Source organism: Mycolicibacterium cosmeticum, assembly GCF_000613185.1.
GTDB lineage: Bacteria > Actinomycetota > Actinomycetes > Mycobacteriales > Mycobacteriaceae > Mycobacterium > Mycobacterium cosmeticum.
The window spans coordinates 1-15,888 of record NZ_CCBB010000002.1 but is presented as its reverse complement, the minus strand read 5'-3'; the positions used below and the strand labels follow the sequence as shown (position 1 = coordinate 15,888).

18 protein-coding genes are annotated in these 15,888 nt (G+C 66.5%); 6 read left to right on the top strand and 12 right to left on the bottom strand.

Translation table 11 applies throughout. The annotated features are described in order from the left end of the window. Positions 1-101 precede the first annotated feature (101 nt). Positions 102-725: a TetR/AcrR family transcriptional regulator gene (locus tag BN977_RS15425; RefSeq protein ID WP_206666851.1), complete on the top strand. Its 624-nt coding sequence runs from the start codon at positions 102-104 to the stop codon at positions 723-725. A gap of 66 nt (positions 726-791) precedes the next feature. Here BN977_RS15425 and BN977_RS15420 read toward each other — a convergent pair whose 3' ends face one another. From BN977_RS15420 to BN977_RS15405, 4 genes are read right to left on the bottom strand one after another with little or no spacing between them, the layout of a single operon-like run. Continuing rightward, complete coding sequence (locus BN977_RS15420) at positions 792-1,121, bottom strand: DoxX family protein (RefSeq protein WP_165576337.1); 330 nt, start codon at positions 1,119-1,121, stop codon at positions 792-794. 32 nt (positions 1,122-1,153) lie between these two features. After that, positions 1,154-2,017, bottom strand: a complete 864-nt coding sequence (locus BN977_RS15415; protein ID WP_036399386.1) for a fumarylacetoacetate hydrolase family protein — start codon at positions 2,015-2,017, stop codon at positions 1,154-1,156. An 11-nt stretch (positions 2,018-2,028) separates the two neighbouring features. Beyond that, positions 2,029-2,880 (bottom strand): alpha/beta hydrolase, encoded by an 852-nt coding sequence (locus BN977_RS15410; RefSeq protein WP_051561568.1) that lies wholly within the window; start codon positions 2,878-2,880, stop codon positions 2,029-2,031. 45 nt (positions 2,881-2,925) lie between these two features. Beyond that, positions 2,926-3,579, bottom strand: coding sequence for a hypothetical protein (locus BN977_RS15405; protein WP_036399384.1), 654 nt, complete (start codon positions 3,577-3,579; stop codon positions 2,926-2,928). 51 nt (positions 3,580-3,630) lie between these two features. Here BN977_RS15405 and BN977_RS15400 point away from each other — a divergent pair, with 51 nt between their 5' ends. Next, positions 3,631-4,305, top strand: a complete 675-nt coding sequence (locus BN977_RS15400; protein WP_234709613.1) for a TetR/AcrR family transcriptional regulator — start codon at positions 3,631-3,633, stop codon at positions 4,303-4,305. Continuing rightward, positions 4,302-4,949, top strand: coding sequence for a polysaccharide deacetylase family protein (locus BN977_RS15395; RefSeq protein ID WP_036399382.1), 648 nt, complete (start codon positions 4,302-4,304; stop codon positions 4,947-4,949). Before BN977_RS15400 ends, BN977_RS15395 begins: the two co-directional genes overlap by 4 nt. Here the strand turns inward: BN977_RS15395 and BN977_RS15390 are convergent. Next, positions 4,946-6,286 (bottom strand): FAD-dependent oxidoreductase, encoded by a 1,341-nt coding sequence (locus BN977_RS15390; RefSeq protein WP_024451800.1) that lies wholly within the window; start codon positions 6,284-6,286, stop codon positions 4,946-4,948. The genes BN977_RS15395 and BN977_RS15390 overlap by 4 nt on opposite strands. Before the next feature lie 128 nt (positions 6,287-6,414). On the opposite strand from BN977_RS15390, the gene ygiD reads away from it, so the two are divergent. Further along, positions 6,415-7,176, top strand: a complete 762-nt coding sequence (ygiD, locus tag BN977_RS15385; protein WP_036399380.1) for a 4,5-DOPA-extradiol-dioxygenase — start codon at positions 6,415-6,417, stop codon at positions 7,174-7,176. A gap of 38 nt (positions 7,177-7,214) precedes the next feature. Continuing rightward, entirely contained in the window at positions 7,215-8,003 is a 789-nt protein-coding gene (locus tag BN977_RS15380) for a serine hydrolase (RefSeq protein WP_036400246.1), read from the top strand. A gap of 7 nt (positions 8,004-8,010) precedes the next feature. On the opposite strand, the gene BN977_RS15375 is transcribed toward BN977_RS15380, so the two are convergent. Genes BN977_RS15375 through BN977_RS15365 form a run of 3 tightly spaced genes read right to left on the bottom strand, consistent with a single transcriptional unit; the run spans position 8,011 to position 11,231 of the window. Beyond that, positions 8,011-9,291 (bottom strand): helix-turn-helix domain-containing protein, encoded by a 1,281-nt coding sequence (locus tag BN977_RS15375; protein WP_109790216.1) that lies wholly within the window; start codon positions 9,289-9,291, stop codon positions 8,011-8,013. A gap of 45 nt (positions 9,292-9,336) precedes the next feature. Continuing rightward, on the bottom strand, positions 9,337-10,134 hold the full coding sequence (locus BN977_RS15370) for an acetoin reductase (protein WP_036399375.1): 798 nt from the start codon (positions 10,132-10,134) through the stop codon (positions 9,337-9,339). An 11-nt stretch (positions 10,135-10,145) separates the two neighbouring features. Continuing rightward, positions 10,146-11,231: a 2,3-butanediol dehydrogenase gene (locus tag BN977_RS15365; protein ID WP_036399373.1), complete on the bottom strand. Its 1,086-nt coding sequence runs from the start codon at positions 11,229-11,231 to the stop codon at positions 10,146-10,148. A gap of 131 nt (positions 11,232-11,362) precedes the next feature. Here BN977_RS15365 and BN977_RS15360 point away from each other — a divergent pair, with 131 nt between their 5' ends. Next, a complete protein-coding gene (locus BN977_RS15360) occupies positions 11,363-13,192 on the top strand; it encodes a flavin-containing monooxygenase (RefSeq protein ID WP_036399370.1) in 1,830 nt (609 codons plus the stop codon). An 11-nt stretch (positions 13,193-13,203) separates the two neighbouring features. On the opposite strand, the gene BN977_RS15355 is transcribed toward BN977_RS15360, so the two are convergent. From BN977_RS15355 to BN977_RS15340, 4 genes are all read right to left on the bottom strand, one after another. After that, positions 13,204-13,788 (bottom strand): hypothetical protein, encoded by a 585-nt coding sequence (locus BN977_RS15355; protein ID WP_131590138.1) that lies wholly within the window; start codon positions 13,786-13,788, stop codon positions 13,204-13,206. A gap of 27 nt (positions 13,789-13,815) precedes the next feature. Next, positions 13,816-15,063 (bottom strand): MCE family protein, encoded by a 1,248-nt coding sequence (locus BN977_RS15350; protein WP_036399364.1) that lies wholly within the window; start codon positions 15,061-15,063, stop codon positions 13,816-13,818. 101 nt (positions 15,064-15,164) lie between these two features. After that, positions 15,165-15,614, bottom strand: a complete 450-nt coding sequence (locus BN977_RS15345) for a DUF5078 domain-containing protein (protein WP_036395511.1) — start codon at positions 15,612-15,614, stop codon at positions 15,165-15,167. A gap of 14 nt (positions 15,615-15,628) precedes the next feature. Then, positions 15,629-15,888: DUF732 domain-containing protein (locus tag BN977_RS15340; RefSeq protein ID WP_036399362.1), on the bottom strand; the 260-nt coding region annotated here is incomplete at its 5' end.

Below are 15,888 nucleotides of genomic sequence, written 5' to 3'. Positions count from 1 at the left end.
AGTGTCACCATTAATTTGTGGGCTGTCAAGGTGTCGGTAATACTGGGGCTGTGACCACTACTTCGTCGCCGGCGCGGGGCCGCGGCCGCCCACCGATGCCACTGGAGCGGATGATCACGACCGCGATTGCCATCGTCGACGAACATGGCGCCGATGCGCTGTCCATGCGGTCTTTGGCCAGCGCCCTGGGATCGGGCACCGCCACGCTCTATCGACACTTCGCATCCCGCGCCGAGTTGGTCGCCGCCGTCGTCGACGCCGTGCTCGGCGAGGTGTCTGCCGAGGCCCCCGCCTGGGCGGACACCTCATGGCGCCACGCGTGCGAAGGCGCCGCACACACGCTGTTCACCGTCTTCAACCGGCACCCCAATGTCGCACCGCTACTCATCGACCAGATCCCGTCCGGGCCCCATGCCGCGGCGGCGCGCGAACAGATCATCGGTGCTTTGCTCGCCGGCGGCTTCAGCCCTCGCGATGCGGCCAAGACCTACACCACGTTGAGCAGATTCGTCCTCGGCTTCGCCATCCAGGCTCGCGGCACACACGCGGACGACGACCCCTCGGCCGCTGCCGCAACCATCGATCCCGACACTCACCCGCACACCGCCGCGGTCGCCGAACACCTTCCCATCCCGCTGGCCGAAGAATTCGCCTTCGGGCTCAGTCTGCTTCTCGACGGGCTCACCGGCCTCGCTCCGGCGACACCGCCACGCCGGAAGCGGTGAGTTCCCGCCGGCCGTCCGATGCATTTACGAGTTGATGTGGCGCAACGCCCGGTGTGCCGTTGGCGGTCAGAGCTTGAGAGTGTTCAGCACGATGATCGCCAAGGCGGCGGCAGCGGTCAGTACCGCCGGCAGCATGGCGGTGAAGTTGTCCTGCACCCGTGCGTGGTAGACGATGGCGCCGATCAAGAGGATCAGGACCGCGGTCGCGGTGATGATGCCGAGTGGGACGACGATGATGCCGAGGATGAGACCTGCCGCCGCCGCGATTTCGGCGAGGCCGATCGCGCGGCTCAGATTGGAACTGATCCCCAGGTGATCCGCGTTGCCGCGCGCGGTGGCGTTGTTGAGCAGTTTCATCGTGCCCGTGGTGATCAGCAGGAGCGCCGACAGCCCCATCAGGATGGTCGTTGTCAGATGCATGTGCGTCCTCAGCCGGCGGTCGTGCAGGGGTTGCGGAGTCGGCCCAGGCCTTCGATGGCCGAATGCACGATGCTGCCGGGAGTGAGGTAACGCGGTGGGGTGCGCGAGTATCCGACGCCGGACGGGGTGCCGGTGAAAATGAGGTCGCCGGGCATCAGTTCACAGATGCCGGACAGGTGACTCACGAGGTCTTCGACGGTGAAGATCATCTCGCTGGTGCGGGCCTGCTGTACGACCTCGTCGTCGAGCGTGGTCATGATGGCCAGGTCGCTCGGGTCGGAGAGTTCATCGATGGTGGTGATCCACGGGCCGATTGGACTGAACCCCCGATGGCTTTTGGCGAGACTGAATTGCGGTGGCGTGCCTTTCATCTGGGAAGCCCGCTCCGAAATATCCTGGCCAACACAGTATCCGGCGACATGACTCATGGCGGCCTCTGGCGGGATGTTGCGGCCGCCGCGGCCGATGACCGTCACCAGCTCGACCTCCCAGTCGCAGGTGTGTGCGGGCAGCGGAATGGTGGAGCCGGGACCGGCCAGTGAAGAGGCGAATTTCGTGAAGATCAGTGGTTGGTCGGGAACGGCAAGGCCGGTCTCGGTGCTGTGGTCGGCGTAGTTGAGGCCGACGGCGAAGATCTGCCGGGGAGCGGTCACGGGTGGCCCGAGCAGCCTGAGATCTTCGAGCAGGTCAGCCTCGGTGAGGGTGACGTCCGGTTCCGGCTGCGCGGTCGCGTAGAACGTCCGGATGTCGTCGAGATTGGCGATCGCCGCGTCGGGTTGACTGGGTAGAGACCCTCCGGACGCTTTGGCGAGATCGACAATCCCGGCCGGGGTGATCAACACGGCGCGGCCGGCCAGGTTGGCGAGTTTCATGGCATTCCTTTTCAGGCGACAGGGGTCCGGTTCTGGTGCGATGAGCTGAGCTGCTCGGTGCACCAGCCGCGCACCACGTCGGCGTAGTCGCGGGTGTGGAAGAGCATCAGCTGATGGACGGCGTCAGGGTGGATGTGTAGCCGGACCGGTCCGCCGGTGGCATCGGCGACCATCTTGGCGATCTCGGGTGTGAAGATGGGGTCCTTCTCCCCGACGGCGAACAGGATCGGTTTGGTGTTGTCGGCCAGCGCGACGGCCGGGTCGTAACGCAGGATCGACCCCCAGGCGGCGAGGTCATAACTCCAGGTGTTGAGGGGGTCATCGTGTTTCTGCACGCCCGCTCCACGGAACCCGTAGTCCTCGTCGAAGTTGATGTATTGGTCGATGTCGAACCGCAAAGCCGTGCCGAAGAAGGCGGTCATCTGCTCGAACGCCTCGGAGCGAAAGGGGTTGTCGGCGGGAATCAGTGGCGAGGACGGTATGGCGAATCCCATCAAAATGGCGCCGGCGTGCGAGTCGGACGCCGCGTAGGCACAGTAGGCGGCGGCTGCGCCCAACGACGAACCTTTGATGAACACCGGCAAGCCGGTGTGGGTGGCGATGTGCTCGGTCACGTCCAGCGCGGCGTCCACCCACTCCTGCAAGGTGAATTGGCCGGCACGACGATCGACACACGATCGGCCATGGCCGGGAGCGTCCATGCACCACACGTCGGCACCTTGTTCGGCGTAGTGTGCCCCGAACTTGTCGTAGATCCCCCCGTGGCCTCCGATCCCGTGCTGCACCAACAGGGCGTGGTCAGCCCCGGGTCCGGCATACCGGTAGGCGAAGGTGTCGCCGATCATGTGTTCTTCGCGTTGCATTTCGCAGCTCCTCGTCGCGTGTCTGGCAGCAGATTCATCAGTGGGTCAACGTGTTTCGGCCTTCTGAGTGGCGCGTGAGCTCTGCCGACGCGACGGCGCCGCCGACTCACCGGCGGAAAACACCGAACTCCACCGGCCGCTTGTGTCCGCGGCAGCCTGCTCGCGCGCCCACGTGAAATGGTGCCGGGCCGATGCCAACAGCAACGGACCGGCGACGAGTCCGATCACGGCGTATTTCAGGTCGGCACGGCGGGTCTCGAAGAGGATGCTGCCGGCACCCCCCGCGCCCCAGACCCACAACACCGCGTTATAGGGGCCTACCAACTCCGGCGGTAGGCCTTCGGCCTCGTCGAGCCACGGGAACAGCCCGAGCCGCCGTGTCCAAGGCCAATCGATGAAGTGCACGACCACCGATGCCAGCGAGATGCCGGCGTTGAATGCCAGCGCCGCGTCCTCCCCGCGCGAGCGACCCCGCGCGGCGCTGCGCAACAGCAGCGGTGGCGCGGCCGCCCACAAGACGTTGGTCACCCGCCGGCCCAGCCAAGGCTCCAGGAAAACCCCGAGACCTGCCCACCGCTCGAACCAATTGTGGCCTGCGCCGCCCAGCGTGGCCAGGATATTGAAGACCTGGACTGACGAACGCGTCCCTGGTTTCCGCGCCATTGCATCCTCCCGCAAATTGTTGATGATCATCAACATGATGGACCGAAGGCTATCGCCTGATGTTGATGTTCGTCAACATCGACGGTTATGCTGGGTGACATGACGACTGCCAAACGACAGGGCCGGCCTCCGGCCGCCGAGGCCCCGGCGGCATTGCCCGATATCTTGTCCAAGGCGCTGAAGATGTTCGCCGAGAACGGTTTTGACGGGACGTCGGTCGCTGCGCTCAACCGCGAACTAGGGGTCAGCCACAACCTGATTCATCAGAGGTTCGGATCCAAGGAGGGTCTGTGGTACGCCGCGGTGGACTTCGCGTTCGGCGAGGTGCACGAGCAGATCAACGTCGACACAGAGTTGGCCGAGCGGGACCTGATGGAGGCGGCACGTCAGGCCATTGTGCGGTTCCTGGTGAGCCACGCCCACCACCCGGAGCTTCTGCGGTTGGTCACCGTCGAAGGCGCGACCCCCAGCGCCCGGCTCACCTACCTCCACGAGGTTCATGTTCAGCCGCTCTACGCTCGCCTTACCGAGCCCCTGAAGGTGCTCGTCGACTGTGGCGTATTGAACGCCGCTGACGTGCGCAGCCTGCACTTCCTGGTTGCCCACGGGGGCACCGCGCCGTTCAGCCTGGTGCCGTTTGCCCTCATGCTGGAACCTCACGACCCGACCGAGCCTGCCGCCATCGAGCACCACGCCGAGTTTGTCGCCGACATGCTCATCGCGGGCCTGCGGGCGCGGGTGGTGGCAAGGGGGACGCCGTGAGAGTCACCATCACCTTTGATAACGGCCCTACCGAAACGACGGCCGAGGTTCTCGACATTCTCGGTCAGCGGGACATCAAATCCACGTTCTTCGTGGTCGCCGGCCAACTCACCGAGCCGAGTGCGCGTGCCCTGTCGGAACGAGCAGCCTCCGAAGGCCACTGGATCGGCAATCACACCCTGACCCACAGCGTCCAGTTCGGTGATGCCCCAACAGACCTGGATCTGGTCGCCAGTGAGATCGGCGAGGCGGAGAAGATCATCGGCACATTGGCCCGACCGGTGAAATTGTTCCGGCCTTACGCCGGTGGCGGCGTGCTGGGCCGACGCGTCTTCAGCCCTGCCGCGATCGACTACCTGCAACGGCAGGACTACACCTGTGTGCTGTGGACGAGCGTGCCGCACGACTGGGACCAGCCCGACCGCTGGGTACAACGATGTCTCGATGACATTGCCGGCCAGGATTGGAGTGTCGTGGTCATCCACGACCTGCCCACCGGAGCTATGCAGCACCTCCCGAGATTGCTCGACGAACTTGCCGAACGCGGGGCCGATATCGTCCAGGACTTCCCCGAGTCATGCACGCCCATCCGCAACGGAATCCGAACCGTCAACCTCGACCATCTGACAACGAGCGACAACTAGCCGCGCCCCGCGCGGATCATGTCCTCCCGGGGAACCACTTTGACCCGCTCCCGGCCCTGTGCCGCGCCGAGCGCGATCTCGTGGGCGTCCAGGCGTTCCCATTCGGCCCAGGTGGTGTAATCGACACCGGTCGCGGACAGGTGTTCCAGGATGGCGTCCGGATCGGTGACCTCCGGCGGGCGGAGCCCGGGCAGGTCGGCCAGCAGACTGCTGATCGTCTCGGCCGCATCGGATTTGGTGTGCCCGATCAACCCGATCGGACCGCGCTTGACCCAACCGGTGACGTAGGCGGCGTCGACCACCATCCAGTCCGCGTCGAGCACCCGGCCGGCGTCGTTGGGCACCACACCGGCATGGTGATCGAACGGCAGATCGGCCAGGTGTGATGACAGGTACCCCACCGCGCGATAGACGGCCTGCACCGGCCAATCGGTGAATTCCCCAGTGGTCCGGACGGTTCCGTCACCGACCAATTCGGTTCGTTCGGTCCGCAGCCCTTCGACCCGGTCGGTGCCCAGCACCGCGACCGGGGCCTGACACAGGTGGAGGTGGATGCGGTGCGGCGCCCCCGTGGGTTCCTTGTCCATGTACCGCATCATGGTGTCGACGACGAGCTTGACCGATTTGGTGGAGTTGATGGCCTTCTGACTGGCCTCGTCGATCTCGAATCCCTCGGGATGCACGATCACGTCCACACTCGGCGAATGCGACAGCTCGCGGAACTCCATGGGTGAGAACTTGATTTGGGCCGGCCCACGCCGGGCGAACACGTGCACATCGGTGGCCCGGTTCATGGCCAGACCTTGATACACGTTGCCGGAGATCTCGGTGGTCAGCTGTTCGTCGGCGGGCTTGGCCAGCATCCGGGCGATGTCCAGTGCGACATTGCCCGCGCCCAGGACGGCGACGCTTTCCGCCTCCAGCGGCCAGGTGCGCGGCACGTCGGGGTGGCCGTCATACCAGGACACGAAATCGGCGGCGCCGTAACTACCCGGCAGGTCGATACCTGGAATGTCGAGCGGGCGATCGGCCCTGGCTCCGGTCGAGAAGATCACCGCGTCGTAGTGCCTGCGCAAATCGGCGAGCGTCAGATCGGTTCCGTAGTGCACGTTGCCGATGAACCGGATCTCGTTGCGGGACAGGACACGACGCAGAGCCTTGATGATCTCTTTGATCCGCGGGTGGTCCGGTGCCACGCCGTAGCGCACCAGCCCGTACGGTGCGGGCAACCGGTCGAACAGGTCGACCCGGGCACCGGGATGTTCCCCGGTCAGGATGTCCGACGCATAGATCCCGGCCGGACCGGCCCCGACCACTGCCACACGGATGTCACGCACTCAGCACCTCACTCCAGTAAGTAAGGCGAGCCTAATTTGGCGCGGCGGCACCGCAAGGCCTACCTCGGAGATGCGCGTCACACGACGGCCCGGGGGACAATGGTCATCATGAGAAGGTGGCCATGAGTATGCCCGTCGCGTTCTTCGGGCACGGCAGCCCGATGAACGCCTTGGAGAGCAACCGATACACCACTTCCTGGCAGCAGTTCGGGACATCGGTGCCGCGCCCGCGCGCCATCCTGGTGATCAGCGCGCACTGGTACATCAACGCCACGGCGGTGACGGCCATGCCGCGCCCACGGACCATTCACGACTTCTACGGTTTTCCGCACGAACTGTACGAAATGGAGTATCCCGCACCGGGTTTGCCGGAGCTGGCCGGGGAGATCGCCGATATCGTCGAGCCCACCTGGGTGGGTGCCGACGTGGACAGCTGGGGTATCGACCACGGCACCTGGTCGGTGCTGGCCCACGCGTTCCCGGATGCGGACATCCCGGTCGTCCAGCTGTCCATCAACGCCGAGAAACCACTGGACTACCACCTCGATCTGGGCACCCGCCTGGCCCCGCTACGCGAGCGCGGCGTGCTCATCGTGGGCAGCGGCAATATCGTGCACAATCTGCGAGCCATGAGTCCCGGCACCCCCGACGCCGGATTCGACTGGGCTCGCCGGTTCGACGACGCGGCACACGACCTGCTCGCCGCGGCACCGGCGGACCTGGTGCGGCTGTCCGAACATCCCGACTACGCCGCGGCGGTCCCCACCCCGGACCATTTCATTCCCGGGCTGTACTTCGCCGGCCTGCTCGCCGCATCGGACACCGCCGCTTCCCGCCTGGTCGACGGCTACACCTACGGCTCGCTGTCGATGTCGTCGTACGCGGCGTGACTGGCGGCTACGGTGTGCGCGTGAACCGTCTCGTCCTGATGGTCGCCACACTGGTGGCGCTCACCGGTCTGCTCGCGCCGTCCGCGCGCGCCGCGTGCACCGACGCCACCTGTGACCTGCGGGCCCGCATCGCCGCCGCGGACAGCTATCTGACCGGGCGGCCCGGTGTCATCGGCTATGTGTTGCGCGATCGATCCACCGGGCTGCGGTATGCCAACGCGGCCGCCGACAGCATGATCTGGACGGCCTCCACCATCAAACTCGCCATGGTCGTCGACCTGCTCACCCGAGAACGTGCCGGCGCCCTGCGGTTGTCCGCGGCCGACCGGCAGCTGATGGTCGCCATGCTGCGCGACTCCGACAACGACGCCGCCGACACGCTGTGGTCGCGTTACGGCGGACCCGATCACCGGGCGTTCAACGCCGACTTCCCGCGCTACGGCATGACCTCGCTGGCGCCCCAACCGGGATTCGGGGACATCTTCCCGTACTGGGGCTTCCAGAAGGCCACGGCCAACGACCTGGACCGGTTGATGAACTACATTCTGGGCCAGATGAACTCCGCCGACGCGGCGGCGATCGCCGGCGAGATGCAGCGGGTCGCCCCCGACCAGCAATGGGGAGTGTGGGGCGCCGGACCGGCGATGAGCCCGGGCAACAAGAACGGCTGGTCCCAGGAGCAGGGCGGCTGGGTGATCAACTCGGTCGGCTTCGCCGGCCCCGGTCAGCGGTTCACGCTGGCCATCATGAACGCGCTCGGCGGCGAGAGCGGCTACGACGACGGCGTCGCGACGACCACCAGGCTGAGCCAGATCCTGCTCGGCTGAGGGCCGATCAGGCGAGCCGTACGGCCCGGATGGCCGGTGCGTTCGAGGCCGTCAGGAAGTTGCGCATGTCCGCCGGATACCGCACCTGCAGCTCCACCGATTCGGCGAACCGGTACGGCTGCGCCGCGATCACCCCGACGAGTTGCTTTCGTAGGCGCGACATCTCGGCGCGTACGGTGACGACGCGGGACCTGTCGCCGTAGAGATCCTCGGCCAGCTCCGGCGCGGAGCGCCCCGACCGACGGGTGGCCAGCACGTAGAGGATCTCGGCGTGCCGGGGCGAGATTTCCCGCCGCCACGACCCGAATTGCCCGGTCATCTCCAGCGTCGGGGCGTTGGTGTCGCGCAGATCCAGGACGGCCCGGGTCGCCGCCGGCGCGGTGTCCTCGTCGTCGACCGGGCGTACCAGCCAGCCACCGCTCAGCGGCTCCAGATCACAGGGGCCCAGCGCCGGAACCCACGCCCGGCCCGGAGCCACGTTCTGCGGCAACAGAATCCGATGATGAGGCGGCAAGGCGCCGACCGCGGCCACCCAGCCCTCCGCGTCGACGGCCAGCGCAGGCGCGGAGATGCGGGCCAGGATAGGCGCCGCGACCGCGCGGAGCTGGTTGAGCGTACGGTCGTGCGCCTCACGCAATTGGGATTCGGCAAGGCGAGCCACCAGGTCGACCAGCGCGATGGTGGTGGGGTGCACCGTGGACGCCGGCCCCGAGACGTCGACCGCCCCGATGACCTGACCGGTGCGCGGGTCGCGGATCGGGGCGCCGGCGCACGTCCAGGAGTGGTGGCTGCGCAGGAAGTGCTCGGCGGAGAAGATCTGCACCGCGCGCCGGGACACCAGCGCCGTGCCGATGGCGTTGGTCCCGACGGCGGTCTCCCCCCAGTTGGCGCCCTCCATGAAGCCGAGCCGGTCGGCATGCATGAGCACGCGTGAGGCGCCCGAGCGCCACAGCACCCGACCGCGCGCGTCGGCGACCACCAGGATGTTGTTCCCGTCGGCCAGCACGGACTCCAACCCGCGGGAAATGTCGTCGAGCACCGACAGCAGCCCCGACGACTGCCGCAGCAGATCCAGCCCGCTGCGGTCGACATCCGGCGGGCTGTGGTGTTCGGGGTCGATCCCCTTCCCCAACAACCTGTTCCAGGACTCTTCGATCACCAGCCGCGGCTTGGCGGGGGCCCGTCCGCCCGCCATGGTCGCGTCGTACACCTCGGACAACAGCAGCGCGTAGCTCCGCGGGTCATCGCCGAGTGCGACCGCGGGTTCGGGAACCGACGAACCGGGCATTGCCCCGATTGTGCTCCCCATCACAGTTCGTGTCACGCGCGGGGCTCAGCGATAGACCATGCCCCCGTCGATGAGGCCGGCCTGGCCGGTCATGTAGTCGGCGCCGGGACCGGCCAGGTAGGCGACGAAGCCGGCGACATCTTCGGGTGTCTCCGGCCGGCCCAGGGCGATGGTGTTGGCGAACTTCTCGAACGTCTCGCCCTCGGCGGCGCCGGTGAGCTCGGCGAACCTCTTGTCGATCTCCACCCACATGTCGGTGCCGACCACACCGGGACAGTAGGCGTTGACGGTGATGCCGTCGGCGGCGTGCTCCTTGGCGGCGGCCTGGGTCAGGGCCCGCACGGCGAACTTGGTGGCGCTGTACGGGCCCAGCATCGCGAACCCCTCATGCCCGGCGATGGACGAGGCATTGATGATCTTGCCCCGACGACCGAGCTCCTTGAACTTCGCGACGGCGGCCTGGGTGCCCCACAACACGCCGTCGACGTTGATGGACCACAGCCGCGCCAGCTGCTGCGGGGTCACGTCGGCCAGCGGGCCCACCAGTGCGATGCCGGCGTTGTTCACCATGACGTCGAATCCGCCCAGCGCCGTGGCGGCATGCTCGACGGCGGCGAACACCGCATTGCGGTCGGACACGTCGGCGACGAACGTGGTGGTCTTCGAGCCGATTTCGGCGATTTCGTCGGCGACGGCGGCGATGCCGTCCAGGTTGACGTCGACCAGGGCGATATCGGCGCCCTGGCGGGCCAGCTCGAGGGCGACGCCCCGGCCGATGCCGCGGCCCGCGCCGGTGACCAGCGCGACCTTGTCCAGCAGCGGGGCTTCGATGGTGCGTGTCATGTCTTTTCCTCTCAGTTGGACGGGTCGACGAGGACCTTCATCTTGGCGCCGGCGTGCAGCGCCTCGAAGCCTTCGTCGACGACGTCGTCGATTCCGATCGAGGTCACCCAACCGGTGGTGTCGTAGGTGCCCTGTGCCATCAGGTTGATGACGGCCTCGAAGTCCGCGGAGGTGTAGCACAGCGATCCCTGGATCCGGGACTCGTTCATCACCAGCCGCAAAAGCGGTGTGGTCAAGGGCTTTTCGTAGATGGCGACGCTGACCATGGGGCGCCGGGCACCCACACAGGCCAGCGCGGTCTCCACCGCGGGGGCCACGCCGGCCGCATCGTAGACGGCGTCGGCGCCGCGCCCGGACGTGTGCTCGGCGATGAAGGCCGGCACATCCATCGCGGTCGGGTCCAGTGTGCGCGCGCCGAGCGCCTCGATGGCCGCGCGGCGGGTGGGCGCCGGTTCGACGACGTAGATGTCTTCGATCCCCTTGCCGCGCAGGGCAAACCACAACCCGATACCGATCGGCCCGGCACCGAACACCATGGCCGTGCCCTGCGGCAATCCACTCCCCCGAGTCGCTTCGCTCCTGCCCCCGAGGGGAAGCTCGCCCAGGGTGGCGGCGTGGTAGGCCACCGACATCGGCTCGACCAGCGCGCCGAGTTGCAGGGAGACGTTGTCGGGCAGCTTGTGCAGCATGTTGGTGGGCACCACGGTGTATTCGGCCATTCCACCGTCGGACATCAGGCCGTGGAAGCCGATCTGCGCGCAGATGTTGTAGTTGCCGGCCTGACACGGGCTGCACTTGCCGCACCGGTAGATGGGCTCGACGGCGACCCGGTCGCCTTCGGCCCAGCCCGCCACCCCGGGGCCCACGGCGGTGATGGTGCCGGCGAACTCGTGGCCCATGACCAACGGCAGCTGCTGGCCGGTCAGCGGGTGCGGCGCGGTGGGGACGAAGATCGGTCCGGCGAAGTACTCGTGCAGGTCGGTGCCGCAGATGCCGTTGAATCCGACCTTGATCTGGACGGTGCCCGGACCCGGCTCCGGTTTGGCCACCTCGGTGACGTCGAGCTTGTTCGGTCCGTAGTACACAGCTGCTTTCATGCCACGGTTCTATGTGGCCTGGACCACAGCGGGAAAGAGTTGCAGGGGGTTGCACGCGTCCTGACGTGGGCAACGGTGCAACCCTCTGCAACCCTTGTGACGTGCGCCGCACCGGGTGTGTGCTGCCTCACATGACTCAAACTATCGACGCACCGGCACCGTCTTCCCCCGAGGAGGCGTCGCCGCAGGAGCGGGTCGACGCGTGGCTCGCCGATTTCGAGCACGCACTGGTCACCCGCGATATCGACCGCGTCGTCGGCAAGTTCGCCGTCGACAGCTTCTGGCGTGACCTGGTGGCTTTCACCTGGAACCTGAAGACGCTGGAGGGCCGCGAGGCGATCGGCGCCATGTTGACGACGCGGCTGGCCGGTACCGATCCGTCCGGTTTCCGGACCCGCGAGACGCCCACGCAGGATGGGGAGGTGACCACCGCGTTCATCGAGTTCGAAACCGCGGTGGGCCGCGGGGTCGGACATCTGCGGCTCAAGGGTGATCAAGCGTGGACCCTGCTGACGACACTGCAGGAACTCAAGGGGCACGAGGAGGGCAAGGGCACCACCCGGCCGCTGGGTGCGGTGCACGGATCCGACCTCGACACCCGGTCCTGGGCCGAGAAGCGACAGGACGAGGAACGCACCCTGGGCTACTCCGAGCAGCCCTACGTCCTGGTCGTCGGCGGTGGGCAGGGCGGGATCGCGCTCGGGGCGCGGCTGCGTCAACTCGGCGTGCCCGCGATCGTCGTCGACAAGCACGACCGCCCCGGCGATCAATGGCGCAAGCGGTACAAGTCGCTGTGCCTGCACGACCCGGTGTGGTACGACCACCTGCCGTACCTGCCGTTCCCGTCGAACTGGCCGGTGTTCGCACCCAAGGACAAGATCGGCGACTGGCTGGAGTTCTACACCAAGGTCATGGAGGTGCCGTACTGGTCGAAGACCACGTGCCTGTCCGCCACCTACGACGAGAACGAGAAGCGCTGGACCGTCGAAGTGGACCGTGACGGCGAGTCGGTGACCCTGCGGCCGGCGCATCTGGTGCTGGCGACCGGGATGTCGGGCAAGCCGAATGTGCCGTCGTTCCCGGGGCAGGACGAGTTCCTGGGCGACCAGCACCATTCCAGCCACCACCCCGGACCCGACCAGTACGTCGGCAAGCGGGCGGTGGTCATCGGCTCCAACAACTCCGCGCACGATATCTGCAAGGCGTTGTACGAGAACGGTGTCGACGTGACCATGGTGCAGCGGTCCTCGACCCACATCGTGAAATCGGACTCGCTGATGGACCTCGGCCTGGGAGACCTGTATTCGGAGCGGGCCCTGGCCGCCGGCATGACCACCGAGAAGGCCGATCTGACCTTCGCATCGCTGCCGTACCGCATCATGCACGAGTTCCAGATCCCGATCTACGACGCGATCCGCGAGCGGGACAAGGACTTCTACGCCCGGTTGGAGGCCGCCGGTTTCGACCTGGATTGGGGCGACGACGGCTCCGGTCTGTTCATGAAGTACCTGCGCCGCGGCTCGGGCTACTACATCGACGTCGGCGCGTGCGATCTGGTCGCCGATGGCAGTATCAAGCTGGCGCACGGCGACGTGTCACACCTGACCGCGAATTCCGTTGTGCTGTCTGACGGTACCGAGCTGCCGGCCGACGTGGTGGTGTACGCCACCGGGTTCGGTTCGATGAACGGCTGGGCCGCCGATCTGATCGGTCAGGACGTCGCCGACAAGGTCGGCAAGGTCTGGGGCCTCGGCTCGGACACCACCAAGGATCCCGGACCGTGGGAGGGTGAACAGCGCAACATGTGGAAGCCGACCCAGCAGGAGAACCTGTGGTTCCACGGCGGGAATCTCCATCAATCCCGGCACTACTCCCTGTATCTGGCGCTGCAGCTCAAGGCCCGGCACGCGGGGCTGCCCACCCCGGTGTACGGCCTGCAGGAGGTGCACCACCTGTCCTGACCCGCGCCCGGTCAGCAGCCCCCATTCACGGTGCGGTTGGGCCTGCCCTGGTCGTCGACAACGACGTCGACGGCCCCGGCCCGGGACAGGCCCACCCGCACCGTCCGGGGACCGATCCACTGAATGACGTTCAGCGCCATGACATCCGAGTTGACACAGCCCAGATCGCTCTCCCGCGAGAGCGGGCCACGGCGGGTGTGCAGGCGCAATTCCCAGGTGAGGTCGGGCGCCAAGCCGGCCGTGCTCTGGTAGACCACCACTTCCACGCCACCGTCGGGTGCGCGATACGTTCCCACAGCATTCATGGGGTTGGCGTATGCCGCGGCGAACCAGCCGATGAAACCCAGTGCCGCGCCGGAGAGCACGCATACGGTCACGCCCGCCCATTTCACCGCGGCACGGCCCAGCCCCAGCCAGCAGGCCAGCGCCAGCAGTAGGAAACCCGGCACGCCGAACCACACCGGATGATAGATCCACGGGCGCAGCAGGTAATACGGGTAGAGCAGGAATCCGCCCACCGCCAGGGTGCACAACACGGCACCGATCAGGGTCAGGATCGCCACGGTGGTGGCGCTCGATCGTTTGCGACGAGCCACCCGGTCAACCTAGTCCATGCTCGAGCGTCACGGATTGATGGTGCGTTCCCCCACTTGCCGGCCCCAGACGTACTCGGCGGCCAACGGCTGCCCGAGCTCGAAGTGGTTGTACGGCGCGATGCTGGCCCCGGTGTCCATCACCAGATACGGTGCCGGCCACAGGTCCCGGGTGATCGGCTGCCAGCAGCCCGGCCGGCCTTCCGGCCCACCCCGGGCGTTGACCCTCGGCAGGTTGTCCGGGTACACGTAACCGTTTCCGGCGCCGACCAATTCGTCGGCGAGCACCAGCGAGTACCCGTTGCCGCCCAGCATGTCGGCGAAGCGCGGCGCGACGTCGTGGAAGTTGCGCAGCGTGCACAACAAGGCCGGGCTGTAATAGTCCAACAACTTCGTGGTCGGCAACAGATCCTGGGCACCCCGCACCAGATACGGCCCACCCCGCTCCAACACATCCCCGGCGTTGTTACCGAACCCCACCGCCGACATCAACGCCGTATCGATGGTCCCCCGCTCGGCATTGAGCGTGCGCGCCGTCACCACCGCACTCTTGAGCCCGTCGAACAGATCCGGCGCCGCATCCGCATACACCGTCGACAGATCCGCCAACCCCCGCGTATCCCGGCGGATCGACGGCATCCGCGCATTGAGCTCACCCAGGATGTCGTTACCGTTGACCAACGACTGACCGAACCGCTCACCCAACCCGTCCAACGCCTGCGCCGCCGCGGTCAGCGTCTGATTCAGCTTCACCGGATCCACCTGCTGAGCGATCCCCATGATCGTCTCGAACAACGTGTTGAACTCGGTCGTGGTACCGGTCGCGTCGATCACCGCGCCCGGCTTGAGCTTGTCCGCGGACGGATCGGCCGGCGACAGGAACGAGATGTACTTGTTGCCGAACACCGTCGTCGCGCGGACCTGTGCGTCCACGTTCGCCGGGATCATGTTCAGATACTGCGGCTGCACATTGAGCGTCAGTCTGGCCCGAGGGCCGGTGCCGTCGGTGACGGCGTCGGCGGACTTCAGCCGCCCGATCGGCACCCCGTTGAACGTCACCTTCGACCCGGGATCCATCGACAACCCGGCCCGCTCGGCCATCACCACCACGGTCGATTTCTCGTCGAAGTACCCGCGGAACTGGAACCAGGTCAGCCCGAAGACGAGGACAACGACCGCAAGCAACACGGCGCCGGCGATCCGGTACGGCGGTTCCTTCGCGTCGTTGAAAGGACCCTCGTCGAGGAGCTCGGGACCGCCGGTATCGGGTACTGACACCCGTCAATTGCACCATGTCCCAAAGAATTTCCGCGCATGCGGACAGCTGTGATACTCGCCGCCCGCGACACCCGGATGTGACTGCGGTAACAGGCGTAAGGCTAGTGCCAGTCCCAGACCGACATGTCATTGGGCGGGTAGTTCTGGCAGATGTCGGTGGTGTGGGCGGCGACGCCTTTGTTGTTGAAGAACAGTTTTGCCCAGTTGGGCCAGCGCCAGGACATTTGTTCGTAGAAGGCGTTGGTGGCGGTGTCTTCGGAGTATTGGCGTCGGCCGGCGTAGTCCAGGGAGAAGAACCAGTGGATGCGGTCTTGGGCGCCTTGTTGGTCGGCGGCGGGTTTGTTGTTGTAGTCGATCATGTAGCGCTCGTAGTAGACGGGTTCGACGTCGCGGGCGGCGGCCATGATCTGTTCGGCGGTGCAGGGGGTTTTGAGGATGCGGTTGGGGATGGGGTAGTCATCGGTGGCATCGGCTGACGCGATACCCGAGGTGGTCAGGGCGCCGGCCAGGGCCAGACCTGCGATGCCGAAGCGGATTGCGGTGGATGCCATGGTGTTTCTCCGGTTCAGTGCTGGGCGGCGGCGGCCTGGTCGAGGATGACGCGTTTTTCCGGGCAGTAGTAGTTCAGGGCGGCGCCGAGGAACTGCCAGTTCTGTTGGGTGGTGTTGTGCCGGTCGAGGTTGTCGCCGATGAACTTGGCCGAGGCGAACGCGTCGTGGTCGACGTTGTTGTAGAGCCGTTTGCAGACCAGTTTGCCGATCCAGGCGTTGTAGTCCTTTTGCCCGTAGATGCCGTAGGTGTGCAACTCGTGGGCGAAGTTGGTGT